This is a genomic window from Candidatus Phytoplasma fabacearum (genome assembly GCF_030586805.1).
Classification (GTDB): Bacteria; Bacillota_I; Bacilli_A; order Acholeplasmatales; family Acholeplasmataceae; genus Phytoplasma; species Phytoplasma fabacearum.
In genome coordinates this window covers 60,223-74,765 of sequence record NZ_JAOSIM010000001.1, presented here as the reverse complement: position 1 = coordinate 74,765, position 14,543 = coordinate 60,223, and the positions used below count along the sequence as shown (strand labels likewise).

Annotated in this window: 16 protein-coding genes and 3 tRNA genes; 3 read left to right on the top strand and 16 right to left on the bottom strand. The window is 24.2% G+C overall.

Going from position 1 to position 14,543, the window contains the following annotated elements; genetic code table 11:
• Positions 1 to 34: 34 nt before the first annotated feature.
• Positions 35 to 460, bottom strand: coding sequence for a hypothetical protein (locus tag OC705_RS00305; RefSeq protein WP_304512268.1), 426 nt, complete (start codon positions 458 to 460; stop codon positions 35 to 37).
• Between the two features lie 219 nt (positions 461 to 679).
• Here OC705_RS00305 and OC705_RS00300 point away from each other — a divergent pair.
• Both OC705_RS00300 and OC705_RS00295 read left to right on the top strand, forming a co-directional pair.
• Positions 680 to 753: transfer RNA gene (locus OC705_RS00300), tRNA-Thr, on the top strand.
• A gap of 110 nt (positions 754 to 863) precedes the next feature.
• Positions 864 to 938 (top strand) — tRNA-Gly (locus OC705_RS00295).
• A 317-nt stretch (positions 939 to 1,255) separates the two neighbouring features.
• Here OC705_RS00295 and OC705_RS00290 read toward each other — a convergent pair.
• From OC705_RS00290 to OC705_RS00225, 14 genes are all read right to left on the bottom strand, one after another.
• Complete coding sequence (locus tag OC705_RS00290) at positions 1,256 to 1,468, bottom strand: 30S ribosomal protein S15 (RefSeq protein ID WP_304512269.1); 213 nt, start codon at positions 1,466 to 1,468, stop codon at positions 1,256 to 1,258.
• A gap of 83 nt (positions 1,469 to 1,551) precedes the next feature.
• On the bottom strand, positions 1,552 to 1,875 hold the full coding sequence (locus OC705_RS00285; protein ID WP_304512293.1) for a cyclic-di-AMP receptor: 324 nt from the start codon (positions 1,873 to 1,875) through the stop codon (positions 1,552 to 1,554).
• Between the two features lie 86 nt (positions 1,876 to 1,961).
• Positions 1,962 to 2,035: transfer RNA gene (locus tag OC705_RS00280), tRNA-Cys, on the bottom strand.
• Between the two features lie 142 nt (positions 2,036 to 2,177).
• Positions 2,178 to 2,264, bottom strand: a complete 87-nt coding sequence (gene rpmG / locus OC705_RS00275; protein WP_320411896.1) for a 50S ribosomal protein L33 — start codon at positions 2,262 to 2,264, stop codon at positions 2,178 to 2,180.
• Positions 2,265 to 4,346: 2,082 nt separating this feature from the next.
• Positions 4,347 to 4,547, bottom strand: coding sequence for a hypothetical protein (locus OC705_RS00270; RefSeq protein WP_304512270.1), 201 nt, complete (start codon positions 4,545 to 4,547; stop codon positions 4,347 to 4,349).
• 35 nt (positions 4,548 to 4,582) lie between these two features.
• On the bottom strand, positions 4,583 to 4,870 hold the full coding sequence (locus OC705_RS00265) for an HU family DNA-binding protein (protein ID WP_304512271.1): 288 nt from the start codon (positions 4,868 to 4,870) through the stop codon (positions 4,583 to 4,585).
• A gap of 221 nt (positions 4,871 to 5,091) precedes the next feature.
• Positions 5,092 to 6,087, bottom strand: a complete 996-nt coding sequence (locus OC705_RS00260) for an NAD(P)H-dependent glycerol-3-phosphate dehydrogenase (protein WP_304512272.1) — start codon at positions 6,085 to 6,087, stop codon at positions 5,092 to 5,094.
• Positions 6,084 to 7,403, bottom strand: a complete 1,320-nt coding sequence (gene der / locus OC705_RS00255) for a ribosome biogenesis GTPase Der (protein ID WP_304512273.1) — start codon at positions 7,401 to 7,403, stop codon at positions 6,084 to 6,086. Before der ends, OC705_RS00260 begins: the two co-directional genes overlap by 4 nt.
• Complete coding sequence (gene cmk / locus OC705_RS00250; RefSeq protein WP_304512274.1) at positions 7,396 to 8,079, bottom strand: (d)CMP kinase; 684 nt, start codon at positions 8,077 to 8,079, stop codon at positions 7,396 to 7,398. The genes der and cmk overlap by 8 nt, the downstream gene beginning before the upstream one ends.
• 75 nt (positions 8,080 to 8,154) lie before the next feature.
• Positions 8,155 to 8,730 carry an elongation factor P gene (gene efp, locus OC705_RS00245; protein ID WP_304512275.1) on the bottom strand — a complete coding sequence of 192 codons (576 nt, stop codon included), beginning with the start codon at positions 8,728 to 8,730 and terminating at the stop codon, positions 8,155 to 8,157.
• A gap of 5 nt (positions 8,731 to 8,735) precedes the next feature.
• The gene (gene miaA, locus OC705_RS00240) at positions 8,736 to 9,623 is read right to left on the bottom strand and encodes a tRNA (adenosine(37)-N6)-dimethylallyltransferase MiaA (protein ID WP_304512276.1); all 888 of its coding nucleotides are present in this window, start codon (positions 9,621 to 9,623) and stop codon (positions 8,736 to 8,738) included.
• Positions 9,616 to 10,383: a TIGR00282 family metallophosphoesterase gene (locus OC705_RS00235; protein ID WP_304512277.1), complete on the bottom strand. Its 768-nt coding sequence runs from the start codon at positions 10,381 to 10,383 to the stop codon at positions 9,616 to 9,618. The genes miaA and OC705_RS00235 overlap by 8 nt, the downstream gene beginning before the upstream one ends.
• 24 nt (positions 10,384 to 10,407) lie before the next feature.
• Positions 10,408 to 11,994, bottom strand: a complete 1,587-nt coding sequence (gene rny, locus OC705_RS00230; protein ID WP_304514007.1) for a ribonuclease Y — start codon at positions 11,992 to 11,994, stop codon at positions 10,408 to 10,410.
• A gap of 418 nt (positions 11,995 to 12,412) precedes the next feature.
• Positions 12,413 to 12,784, bottom strand: a complete 372-nt coding sequence (locus OC705_RS00225; RefSeq protein WP_304514006.1) for a hypothetical protein — start codon at positions 12,782 to 12,784, stop codon at positions 12,413 to 12,415.
• A 144-nt stretch (positions 12,785 to 12,928) separates the two neighbouring features.
• On the opposite strand from OC705_RS00225, the gene OC705_RS00220 reads away from it, so the two are divergent.
• Positions 12,929 to 13,369 carry a hypothetical protein gene (locus OC705_RS00220; RefSeq protein ID WP_304514005.1) on the top strand — a complete coding sequence of 147 codons (441 nt, stop codon included), beginning with the start codon at positions 12,929 to 12,931 and terminating at the stop codon, positions 13,367 to 13,369.
• A 943-nt stretch (positions 13,370 to 14,312) separates the two neighbouring features.
• On the opposite strand, the gene OC705_RS00215 is transcribed toward OC705_RS00220, so the two are convergent.
• A complete protein-coding gene (locus OC705_RS00215; RefSeq protein ID WP_304512281.1) occupies positions 14,313 to 14,504 on the bottom strand; it encodes a hypothetical protein in 192 nt (63 codons plus the stop codon).
• Positions 14,505 to 14,543: the final 39 nt, after the last annotated feature.

Here is a 14,543-nt window from a genome sequence, read left to right as displayed (position 1 = left end):
TTCAAGTCTTTTTTTGATAATATATAAAAATAAATTAAAAAATTTTATTAATTCTAACAGCTTTTAAACCTTGTTGAGTAGATTCTACATCAAATTCAAAAAGAGCACCTTGATAAAAAAAGTTTCTTCTATCCTCAGGTGTCATATCTATAACAGATCTATCTGCTATTTGTGAAACATGAAAAAAAACTTCTTCTAATATTTTAGTATCTAAACCAATTAACTCTTTAATTTCTGAATATTTTTCGTTCATATCATCATTTGAAATTTCAGAATCTGATAACATATTTTTTAATTCTTGTACTTTATTTTGTAATATTAACTGTTGTTCTTCTGATAAATTAGGATTTCTATAAATAAATCCATAATTACCTTTTTCTTCATGATTATCTGTTGTTCTTTTTTCGGAAAAAAACTTTAAATAACCTATACTACGTGGACTAATTTGATCTGCTGACATTTTAAAAAAACTCCTCTGCAATTGCATTCTAATTTCATTCTCTAATTTTATTTTAATTAGTCGAAATAGTCACTTTCATTATACACAAATTAATAGTAAAATTAAATATTATATTTAACAATGAAAAAAATAAAATTTAATTTTAAACATTTTAATTTTATTTATTTCATTAAATTAATGTTTATGATATAATTACTCATTAAAGAAAATAAAAATATAGCCCTTATAGTTTAATGGTAAAACGCATCAATGGTAATGATGTAATATAAGTTCAATTCTTATTAAGGGCACCAATTATTTTGTAAAAAACAATAATTTTTTTGGTAAAATTTAATAGTAATATTAAACTAAATAATAAATATTTTAAAAAATTATTAATATATAATATATTTTTAATTAAATCGCGGGTGTCGTATAATGGTTATTACATATGCTTGCCAAGCATATAATGAGGGTTCGATTCCCTTCACTCGCTCCATAAATTTTCTAAAAAATTTATAATTTAAATAAAAATATAAACAGTTAAAAAGTATTACATTATATAATAAACATAGATAAAATAATATATTAATTTATTAAATTTTAAAATTATTCTTTAAATAATAATTAACAAATATTTTAATTTTGAATTTAATAAAATAATATATTCGATATAAATAAAAAATTGTTCAAACTATTAAAACTATATAAATAAAATTAATATACAATATATCAAATAATTAATCTTTATTATTAATCAATTAAATAATAAATTAAAAATAAAAAAGAAATGTTTTCTTAAGATAAACACTTAATTTAAACATTTCTTTTTATCATTTTTAACTGATGACGTTTAATCATTAAACTACGTTTAGCTTGAAAATCTCCAGGATGATTTTTAATATGATACGATAATATTTCTATATTAGCAGTTAATAAATTAAACTGGACTTTATTGGAACCAGTATTAATAAGAGTAGCATCACATTTTTCTAAAATTTTTTTCTTTTGTTCTTTATTCAAAGCCATTTTGCCAAGTTATATCCTTTCAAAAACCCAAAAACCAAATTAAATAAATTAATAAGTTAATATACAATTTGTTTAATAGTTAATTACAATTTTAAAAAATTTTCCACATCTAAAATAAAAATAGTAGCTCCACCAACAGAAACTTCAGAAGGTAAAGAATAATAAGCAGAAAATTCATTTAAAATATCATTAGGTATGATTTGTGTTTTCTGTCTAGAATGGAATTTAATAATTTCTATAGCTTGTTCTACTTTATCCGCTGATAAACCTATAATTAAAGTAACATTTTTTTTGCTCAAAAATCCTCCTTGAGTTGATAATTTTGTGCTAAAAAAGTTATTTTTACTTAAATTATGTTGCACTTCATCAGAATCTTCAGAAGAAACAATAGCTAAAATTAATTTCATTTTTTTATTCATATGCTAACATTATATAATATTTAAATATATAAAAAATATTATTTTATAATAAAAATTTTAAATTATTATAAAAATGGAGGCCCTGAACGGATTCGAACCGATGTTCAAGCTTTTGCAGAGCTATGCCTTACCACTTGGCTACAGGGCCAAATAAAATAATAACAAAAGATTTAAAATATTATTTTCGAATATAATCTAAATAATAAAATTGAAACTTCGTTATATTTATATATAAAATACAAAATAATATAAATTATTATTTTTTGAATTATTAAATTCATTTTAATTTATTATTTTTTCTCTTTATGAAGCAAATATTTTCTTTCAAAAGGACAATATTTATTCAATTCCAAATTTTTAGGATTTTGTTTTTTAATAGAGATAGATTATTTGTGTTTCAATCTCAGGATTTATTTTTCTGATATCTATTACAAACAGCCCCCCTCTAAACCGGACAAGCAAGTTTCCAAGCATCCGGCTTGCCATAATTTATTCTCTTCTGAGGACTAACGTTGTGTCACCACTCGTTAGTTGTTTATTCTTATCATTCTTGAATGCTATTGATCATACTAAACCAGTTGTATACTTTTTTAAATATACTTTTCTTAAATAAAAAATCTACGAAAAAGATAAAAATTAATTCTCATATCTAGAATTTCCTTTTACTTTTCTCCTCATTTATCGCAATGAATACTTTAAATGATCTATTTTTATCTTACATTTTGGATATATTTAATTCTCCGAATTTACCTTAAACTAAGTATTTTTATCATTTTAACAATGAATTATTTTGTTACCTAGTTAGTTTGTTTTAAACAAATATATTCTCATAAGCAGTTCAGGTTTAGATCTTAATTGAACCAAATTTTTATCTAAACAAAAAATAATTGAGTCATTAATAACCTAATCTTTTTATAGATAAAAATTATTTCTAATCATTTTCTGTTATTAGTTAAGGTAGGTTTTATGATTTTTTCCGATTCTCTTAACTTATAACCAAATATATTCTTAGGCATATTCCTTAGCTTTATTTATTGAGATTTAAATTCGTAATACCTCTTTTAAAATTCTTTTTTATTATTTAAAGAATCCTGATAATGACGATGAAATAAAAATTAACAATGTAAAACAAAAACTTTATTCGTTTATGGTCGGAACAATTTTGTCAGTTATAAATCTTGTGCGAGCCATTTCATAACTTGGTTTTTTGATTTTTTTTGGGTTATTTTGTAGTTTATTAAAACCCAATATAATAAAATTATTTGCATAACGAATATACTCAACTCTTAGATTAAGATTTATATTGATTTAACTATCTAATATTATTTGTTTATTGTTAAAATACCTATTGTATTTGTTTCCAATTTCAAGAAAAGAGTTGAGGCAAAACTTAATTTATTTTTTATTATTTTAGCACAAAAACTCTCTCTTATCGACAGCGAATAGTAGTAATCAACATAATCCAATACAATTATAGTTTTTTCGGTTAACCTCGCTTGTCTCGACGAATTGCTTATAGATTGCGATTTAATCGAAAACATGATAAGAGTTGATAAAATTATTCCATATACTGATTTGAGTTTTTGTTTAATACTTCGTTTTTCGGTTTTTTAATAAATAATTTAAAATTATTTTTAAAGATTCGCAACAATTTAATTTCTTAATAACATCGAATAAACAATAAATTACTAACTTCTTTCGCCCTATCAAGGTCATTAACCTTGTTCCAGGGAGGACGATTCTCTTTATCATTCCAGATCAAGTTTTACTCCTCCGACTACTAAGAAGTCGCTTTATCCTTGGGCCTAATGACTTTAAGCTCATTATTAGTTAATTTAATAACTGACCTTTAGGATTCTCCAAGTTACTCTAAATATCTACCTTGATTCCTTAGGCGAGGTAACCATTTTTTATAATGGTAAGATTCCAGGTTTTTTTATTTGATAAACTATCCAATACTAAAAATATATATCGATAGATTCCGGACTACTCGTTTTTAATAGTTTACGAGATAGGTTTACTTCTTACATCTGTTTTCCCTCTTAGGCCATCTCAGGCTTATCCATCGAACCATTCGGTGGCGGCATCTTCTTGACTAACTATTTCATCGCAACCCGCTTTTAAGAACTGCTGTAATTCCTGATGGTTTCCTTTCAAGAACCGTTCTTATCCTTTCAGTGTTTATCGGCACTGGTTATTGGTTAAATAACTCGATATTTAGGCCTCTTTGGCGCCCTTTTTATAAGTATGATAATTTTCTCTGCCACATTTTTGACAAAATAATTTAACTAATTCACTCATTTTTTTAACCTCATTGAATTATTCTAAATAATTAAAATAATAATTTTACAAAAAAATCAAATTATTATAAATTAAAAAAATAGCCATAAAAAACTATTCTTTTAAAATATATAATAAATAAAATTTAAAATGTTTATAAAATATAAATATGATTTAAATTAATATTCAATAATTTTAATTAGATTTTTTTCAAAAACTTCTGGATAAAGATATTTAACTTCTCTCATTTTTTTAAATAAAACGCATACAATTTTATTTTGAATATCAATTCTAGTTACTACGCCTATCTCTTGTTCGCCTGCAACACTAACTTTAGCTCCAATAAAATGGCGATAGGGATTTTTATCTATACAATTCAAAAAATCCACCTCTTTTTACAAAATTTATTTTATTATTATTCAGATAATATTTTTTTAAAATCTCTTTTAACTTTAGTACTCATTTTAAATGTTGGAACTGTTTGAGGAGGTGTAACGCGAATTTCAGATGTAGTAGGTATTTTAAATTTTCTAGATTTACGATATGACATTTTAAAAAAACCTAAATATGGAAGTGTAAATTTTTCTTTTTTATTTAAAGTTTCGCCCATAGTATCATATAAAGATTTAAATACTTTGACAACATCCTTTTTTTTAATATTTGTGTCTTTAGCTACTTTAGAGATCAATTCAGCCTTATTCATTATTTTTTGGCTCCTTTATTAAATTTTTAAATTCATTTTCAAATAAAATAATTACAAGTGAAAAAATAATTTCAACTTCTTATGAAGATTCAAATTTAGATAAAAATAAATTAATGATTTCGAACAAATAATATAAATATATCGAAAAATTAAAATTATATCCAAACATTTGAATCTAGTTTGATTTTAGCATAAAAATAAATTTTATTAACATAAAATCTTTATTTGTGTATAAATTTATTAATAATTGTTTCCAAAAGGCAATTTACAGGTTTTTTTTCTATAACTACCTGATAGGCGCTTTTAATAATGGGTAATTTTAAATTTTTCTCCAACATCAAATGATAAAAAGCTTTTAAATTATTAATACCTTCGATAGTTTGGCAACTATTTAGATAAATTTTTTTTATATCTATTCCCAAACCTATTTGAATACCGGCTCGATAGTTTCGAGAATCTTCATTAAAACTTGTTACTATTAAATCACCTAATCCTGCTACACCTAAAATTGTCTCCAAAGAAAATTGCAAATATTTCATTAATTCATACAATTCTAACATAGCTATACTAAAGAAAGCAGATTTAGCATTATTTTTAAAATTATTCATATCTAAAATACCACTAATCAAAGATAAAACGTTTTTAAAAGCGCTACATATTTCACAACCATAAACATCATTAGAACAAACAATTTTTAAATAATTTGCATTAGCAAAAATATGAGATATAAAATTAGTAAATTTCGAATTTAAAGAAGCAGCTACTAAAAAAGTTAAATAACAATTGATCACTTCTTCAGCATGAGATGGACCCATAATACAACCATAATTTTTAATTTTAAATAAATCTAACTCTTCGTTAATAATTTCTTGAATAGTCTTAGCGCTTGCAACTTCTATTCCTTTAGAAGCGTTAATAAAATTTTTTGATTGTTTTTTTAAAATTGAATTAATTTCGCGCAACAATAATCTTATTTTTTGGGCAGGTATACATAAAATTATTGATTCTGAATATAATAAAGCTTCAGATAAACAAAAAGTAGCTTGAATATTTGGATTTAAATTTTTATCAAAAACAGAATGTTTATGTTTTTTAATACGATTGACATATTCAATATTATTATCACATACTAAAACCAAATTACCGTTATCTGCTAAAACTTGAGCTAAAGTAGTTCCCCAAGCTCCTCCACCTATAATACTAATTTTTTCATTCATAAATTATTACTTTTCTTTTTAAAAATTATTTTAATAGGTAAACCTTGTAATTCTAAATTTAATCTCAATTGATTTTTTAAAAATCTTTCATAAGAAAAATGAATAAATTGAGGATCGTTAACTAAACAAACAAAAGTAGGAGGTTTGTTAAAAATTTGTTTTAAATAATAAAAACGAGCTTTTCCTTGGTTAAATATATGAGGAGGATTCAATTGAATAGCTTTATATAAAATATCATTTAAAATATGATCTGTAAAGATGCGCTTATAATTATCAAAAACTTTATCTAAAATTTTTATAAATTTATCCAAATTATATTTTTGTAAAGCAGAAATATTAACTAAAGGCATAAAATCCAAAAATTTTAATTCATTTCTTAGATTATTTTCAAATGTATTTTGAATTTGATAATTTGTATAAACTAAATCCCATTTATTAGCAATAATAATACAAGGTTTGTTGGCTTTAAAAATCATAGAAGCAATGTTTTTATCTTGATCGCTAATTTTATGACTAACATCTATCATAAAACAAACAATATCACTTTCTAATATAGCCATAGAAGTTCTTAAAAAGCTATATTTTTCTTTACCAATTTGGATTTTCCCTCTTTTTTTTAAACCCGCTGTGTCAATAATGCGATAAAAACATTTTTTATATTGGAACAAATTATTAACTGCATCTGTAGTAGTACCAGGAATATCAGAAACAATCATTCTTTCTTGAGATAATAAAGAATTTGTAAAAGTAGATTTGCCAACATTAGGTTTTCCAATCACACAAAACTTAACTACATCTTCGATTTGAACTTTATTAAAAGTATTTTCTGATGGTCGTTTAGAAACAATAATATCCAAAAGAGTCCCTATACCGATACCATGAAGAACGCTAATACCTACGATTTCATCAAAACCTAAACTATAAAAATTATAAATATCAGATAACAAATTAACATTATCCATTTTATTTGCTGCAACCACTACTTTAGAAATCTTTGAATACAAAATTTTTGCTATTAATAAATCTTCTTGAACTAATCCTTCGCGAATATCTGTTAAAAATATAATAACATCGGCTTCTTGAATAGCTATTTGGGTTTGATATTTAATTTTTTCTTGAAAAGGTAAAGAATCAAAACTAAGACCACCTGTATCAATAATAATAAAATTTTGATTTAACCATTGAGTATCGGCATAAATACGATCTTTAGTAGTTCCAGCGTCATCATCGACTACAGCTAATCTTTGCCTTAAAAGGCGATTAAACAAACTAGATTTACCTACATTAGGACGACCTACAATAGCTACTTTAAACATTTTTAACCAACATTTTCTTTTTAATTAAATCCTCTATCAAATTAACTGTTTTTTTAACAGAAATATTAGTACTATCTATTAAAATAGCATCTACTGCTTGTTTTAAAGGAGCGATAGGACGTTTTTCATCTTTTAAATCTCTTAATCTAATTGTTTCCATAATCTCAGATAAATTTATTGTATCTTGGCCTATCATTTTCAATTCTTTTTGCTTCCGCAAAGCGCGTTGTTCAATACTAGCGGTTAAAAAAATTTTTAAATCAGCATCTGGCATAACAACAGTACCAATATCTCTTCCATCCATAATAATGTAATCATTTTCGCGTATCATTTGATACTGTAATATTAAAATTTTGTTTCTAACAGGTAATAAAGAAGAAATATTAGAAACCTTTTTTTCAATATAACAATCATTTAAATTGACAGAAAAATATTCATTATTTAAATAAAAACCATTATTTGTTAACATAATATTTAGATTTTTTAACAATTGTTCTAATTTAGTAATATCTAAATCATTATTATATCTTATTTCATTTTTTAATATATAAAAAGTAATTAAACGAAATAATAATCCGGTATTTAAATAAAACCATTTTAATTTATTAGCTAATAATCGACTAACAGTACTTTTACCAGCTCCAGCTGGACCATCAATAGCTACTTTAAAATTCATATTAATACAAGACACTCCTTAATATGGATAATATTTTCTTATTAAATAAAAAATTTTTTTCTAATTTATGTAATTTTATTTCTCATTATAACGAGATACATAACAATTATTAGAAGTATTAATAACAATTTTTTCTCCTGTTTCAATAAAAATAGGAACTTTTATAATTAAACCCGTTTCCAAAATAGCGTCTTTATAAGCAGTATTACTTTTACGATTATTTTCCCCAAAAATAGAATCTGTTTGGTCAACTTTTAAAACTATTTTATCTGGTAAAATAGTGCCTAAAATATTATTTTGATCACAAAAAAGAAATTCCACAATAATACCTTCAGCTAAATATTTTTTAATACTTTGTACATCTGATTCAGCGATTTCAATTTGTTCATAAGTATGTTCGTTTAAAAAAACATATATTCCGTTCTGTATATAAGAAAATTTTAATTTAACTTTATTTACTAAAGCTGTTTCAATTTTAATACCCGAATTAAAAGTATATTCTATAATACCGCCTGTTTTTAAATTTTTTAATTTACTTCTGACAAAAGCAGAACCCTTACCAGGTTTAACATGCAAAAAATCAATTATTTGATAAATATTATTTTTTAATTTAATAGTCATTCCTGTTTTAAAATCGTTTGTGTTAATCATTTAATTTACCTTTTTTTCAAAAATTTTTTAATTATATCAATAGCTTTAGTTTCTAGTTCAGGATCTAAAGATTCTAGTTGTACTAAAGATAACATTTGATTCATAAACCAAGTTTTTTGTCTTTTAGCATATTTAAGAGTTTTAGTAATAATCAAATCATAAGCTTGTTGAAAAGAAATTTTTTGTTCTAAAAATTCTTTCATTTCTCGATAACCAATTATATTAAAATTAGCATTAGGATATTTATTTATTAAATATTGAACTTCTCCAATAAATCCTTGTTTTAACATTTGATCTAACCTTAAAATAATACGTTGTTTTAAAAATTGAGGATCTATATTCAAATAAATAGTCAAAATATTAAATAAAGGTTTATTAGAACCATTTTTTTGAGATCTTAAACTATTACAAAGAGCTTGACGATAAGCACTAATAACTCGACGAGGATTTTTTATATCTATAACTAAATTTGGATCTTTCTTAAAAATGACTTTTAACATATATTCTAAATTTACATTTTGATAAGATTTATTTTCATAATCTTTCGAAATAAATAATTCATAATCAAACAAAGCCGCTTTAATATAAAGGCCACTCCCTCCTACAACAAAAGGTACTTTAATATTAAAAATTATATTTCTTGCATCTCTTTGAAAATCAAAAATATTATATTTCTCGCCAGGATTAACAATATCTAACAAATGATGAGGTATATGAGTGTCTTGAAGTGAAATTTTAGATGAACCAATATTAAATTCTTTATAAATTTGAACTGCATCAGCATTAATTATTTCTCCACGAAAGAAATTAGCTAATTTCAAAGAAAGAGAAGTTTTTCCTGAAGCAGTTGGACCAACAATAACTATAATTTTTTTTTGAATTTTATTATTCATGATACTTAATTTTCATAATTTTTTGTTTTTTACCCAAAGTTAAAACAACTCCGTTTAATTGTCTTTTTCCTTGAGCAATTTTGTGTTTTAATTTATTATTATTTAAAAAATTATTAATAATAATATTTTTATCTTGACCTATTATACCATCTAAAGGTCCTGTCATACCTACATCAGAAATATAAAGAGTTTTGTTAGGCAAAATTCTTTCATCATTAGTCTGAACATGAGTATGAGTTCCTACGATAGCATTAATTCTTCCATCAAAATAATTTGCTAAAGCTAATTTTTCACTAGTTGCCTGAGCATGAAAATCTAAGAAAGCATAATGATATTGATTTTTATAAACTTTTAAAACATTTTCTATTTTTTTAAAAGGGCAAGATAAAAATTTATTATTCATAAAAACTCTGCCTAAAGCATTCATAATTAAAAGTTTTTTATCTTTATATTTAATAATTTTATGACCATAACCGATACGTAAACTATCATCATTTAACGGCCTTATAATATTAGTATTTTCTATAAATGATTTTAAATCATGATGTTTCCAAGTATGATTACCCATAGTAATCATATTAACACCTGAAATTTTTAAATTATAAAAACTTTTAAAATCTAATCCTTGTCCTTCTGCGGCATTTTCAGCATTCGCGATAACAATATTAATTTTATAATGTTGTTTCAAAAAATTAATTTTTTCGATTAAATAATTAATACCTATCGAACCGCAAATATCTCCGATAAAAAGAATATTCATAATGATACTACCTTTGTATTAAAATTAACTAATGCTTAAATTTGAAATTTCGGTTAAACGAACTTCTCTAATAACAGTTATTTTAATACTACCATTATATCTAATATTTTTCATAATTTGATCTTTAATTGTTTGAACTACTGTAAAAATAGCTAAATCATCAATTTGTTTGGGATCCACGATAACTCTAATTTCTCTTCCAGATTTAATAGCATAAGATTTTTCTACACCAGGAATTTTATTAGCAATTTCTTCTAATTGAGTAATTCTTTTAATGTAATTATCTAAAGAATCGCGACGAGCTCCAGGCCTAGAAGCGCTAATAGCATCAGCGATAGCAACTAAAACAGAAATGATACTACTAGGTTCTTGATCTTCATGATGAGATGCTACAGCATCTATTACTTCTAAAGGTTCTTTATATTTCATAACAATATCTAAACCTATTTTAACATGACTGCCTTCTAACTGATAATCTAAAGATTTTCCAATATCATGTAATAATCCTGCACGACGAGCTAATACTTCATTTTCTCCTATTTCTGCAGCTAATTTACCCGCTAAAAAAGATACTTCTAAAGAATGTTTTAACACATTTTGCCCATGGCTAGTACGAAAATGCAAAGAACCTAATAATTTTATTAATTCTTCATTTAAAAAACCTATTTTAGCTTCTAAAATAGCTTCTTCACCTATATCTTGAATAAAATTATCGAGTTCATCTTGGACTTTAGTAAACGTTTGCTCTATACTAACAGGTGTAATACGTCCGTCTAAAATTAAATATTCTAAAGTACGACGGGCTATTTCTCGCCTTTTAGAATCAAAAGAACTTAATATAACAGTATTCGGTATATCATCTATAATTAAATCTACGCCTGTTATAATTTGAAAAGTTCGAATATTTCTTCCTTCTTTGCCAATAATTCTCCCCTTTAATTCATTATTATCTAAATAAACTATATCCACATTATTTTCGGAAGAGATTTTACGAGATAATTGTTGCATAGTCGAAACTAACAAAACATTAGCTTTTTTTTTAACTTGAAATTTATATTCTTCTTCTTGAGATTTAATATAACTCATAATTTCTTCTTGAGAATTTTTACGAATTTCTTCCATAATAATTTTTTTAGCTTGTTCTTTAGTTAAAGAAGCAATATTTTCTAATCTATTTTGTTGTTTTATAATAAGATTTTGAACTTTATTTTGCATTTGTTCAATTTGTTCTTGAGAAATATTAATTTTTTGTTCTTTCATGTACAATAATTCTTCTTTATCATTTAAATATCTAGTTCGTGAATTTAACAATTCTTCTTTATGAATAATTTGTTCTTCTAAATTAACAATTATTCTTCTTCTCAAATTCAAATCTTCTTCAACTTCTTTTTTTAAAATATGGATTTCTTGTTTAGCTTTTGAGATCATTTCTTGAGCTATTATTTGAGCACTAGAAATTTTTTCTTGAGCATTTTTTTTCGTTGTTTGTATAATTTTTTTAATTTTTTGTTGATAATAAAAAATTAAATAATACAAAAATCCTAAAATAACAATAATTAAGGGCAAGTAAATAAACAAAGCAAGGAACCATTTTGTTGATGTTCCTAACATAATAATAAATTTATGCCTTCCATTTTAATTGTTTTTTTAAATATTATTTAAAAATTAATTAATTATAAATATAATGTCAAAAAACAAAATAATTTATAATTAAAATATATTTTTTAATACTTTAAAATTAATAATTTATTAATTTTTTTAAAAAACAAAAAAAATAAACAAATTAATTAAAAATTAATTTGCTTATTATAACGATAATTTATAAAAAACTACATTTAATTATTAAAATAATCTATCAAAAATACTCAAAAATACAAATATATAATATCTATATAAATTATTTGATTTTTATAATTTAAATAAATGAGTTTTTAATTGATAATAGTTAAAATATTTATATATTTTAATTTAAAAAGCAACTTTTAATTTTATTTACTTAAAAATAAATTTTATTTAACATTGTCAAAAACTATCTGAAAGCGAAAACAATTTTAGAAAAACATACACGTATTAAACCAAATGAAGTAACAAACAAAGATTTAAAACTACGAGGTAATATTTGTTTGGAAGATGAAATTTTTTTAATAGTTTTTATATCATTATTTGAAGGTTGTTTTTCTAAGATATTTAGATGATTATTTGAAGGTTTTTTTTCAAAAACATTTTTAATTTGATCTAAATCTTTATCCAATAAATTATCAGAAAGTACAGAAAGTTGTTCATTCTCTTCATAGTCAGAATTTATTGATTGTAATGAATTTTCTTTCGGCATTATAGAAGATATTGGATCGTAAAAAGGATGTTTTGCGGATTCTAAAAAGTTATCGCCATATTTTTGCAATGTTTTTAAGGCTTTGTTCCTGATTTACGATACTTTGGTGAATTAAAAGATCTATCCTCTTCTTGAAGTATTCTGTTTGAGCCTGTTTGTTTGTGTCCTTGAGTAGTTGAAGTTAAATCTGATACTGTTCTATTTAAATCTCCTGTGGTAAAAGATTGGCCAAGATTTTTTTTACCTGCTTTTTCTTCTGCCTTATTTCCTGATGGTGAGATAGAAGATGGTTCAGGGGTTTTTTTACCTGCTTTTTCTTCTGCCTTATTTCCTGATGGTGAGATAGAAGATGGTTCAGGGGTTTTTTTACCTGCTTTTTCTTCTGCCTTATTTCCTGATGGTGAGATAGAAGATGGTTCAGGGGTTTTTTTACCTGCTTTTTCTTCTGCCTTATTTCCTGATGGTGAGATAGAAGATTGGCCATTATTCTTGTCATTTGTTGGAGTATTGCTTAAAATTTCAGATACACTTTGTTTGAGATTTTTAAATTTATCTGTATTCTCGCTAAACCAATTAATTGCACTTTCTGCTGTATCAAAAATTTTTTGTTCTTTTGATGAAGGAGGAGTCGGAGAATTAACAGATCGTTCATGAATAGAATCAGAACCAGATAATACTGAAGATGAAGAAACATATTCTGAATCATCATCACTAGAATCATAACCAGATAATACTGAAGATGAAGAAATATATTCTAAATCATCATCACTAACGCCATATTCATCTTGTTCATGTGAATAGAAATAACATAATGCAATTTTATAAATATTTAGATAAAAAAATTATGTTAAACCCTCACCCAAACCGCACGGGCATATTCCTATGCATACGGCTTTCCGAGTTGAAGTATACAAAAAATAATATGTATATTTAACTCTGTTTTTCTTCCCCTTGTGTAACAGGTATTACCTGCGCCTTGGTAGGACATGACCCCTACGAGTACTATAAAACTCTGTAAGCATTTATAAAATATCTAAGATGGATAAAATGATTGGGCATAAATGCTCAAATCTAAATCAATAAATACCTTATTAAAAAAAGATATTTGCAAAATCTTTATTAATTTTTATAAGAAGCTTATCCAAGGTAGCTGTTTAATCATTGGTAAATGTTAAAGATCGCATGGCTTATTTAAAATAAATCACTTCATTATTATGAAAATATATGAAAACGTCAAAAATATGTGTCCAAAACAAACAATATTTTTTAGGATAGAACTTAATTGTAAGATAAAGAAAATACAATTAATGCGTTTAATATGTTATTGAAAAGAAAATCAATTGATTCATGAATTTTTTTAATAAAATATTTTTATTCACAAATAAACATATTTTGTTTGATTTATTTCATTTGTAGCTTTAATTTGAGAAAATTTCATGCTTATTTTAACTTCGCCTCGCAAATTTTTTTTGAACAATATTAAAATTCAAAACAATTATGCTTTTTGAATATGCTATTTTCCCTTATAAATTTTCATTCTCAGGTAAATTCAACGGCTTAGCATGCTATCCCTATGCTAGGAGGACCATATAATCTCCTAAATTAAACGCCCGAACTTGCGCACCTTATCCTGTGATTGTGTTAAAATAGATTCATTATCTAATGAATCAATGTCGTCTGAATTTTCAAAAACACCAGCACAAAACATTATTAAAGGGACTACTAAAACAGAAAATATCAAAAAAGATAAACCTATAAACTTTTTATTAAAATTTAATGGTTTGTTCAAATATAGTTTACTCCCTTATTTATTCATTAATTTTTTACA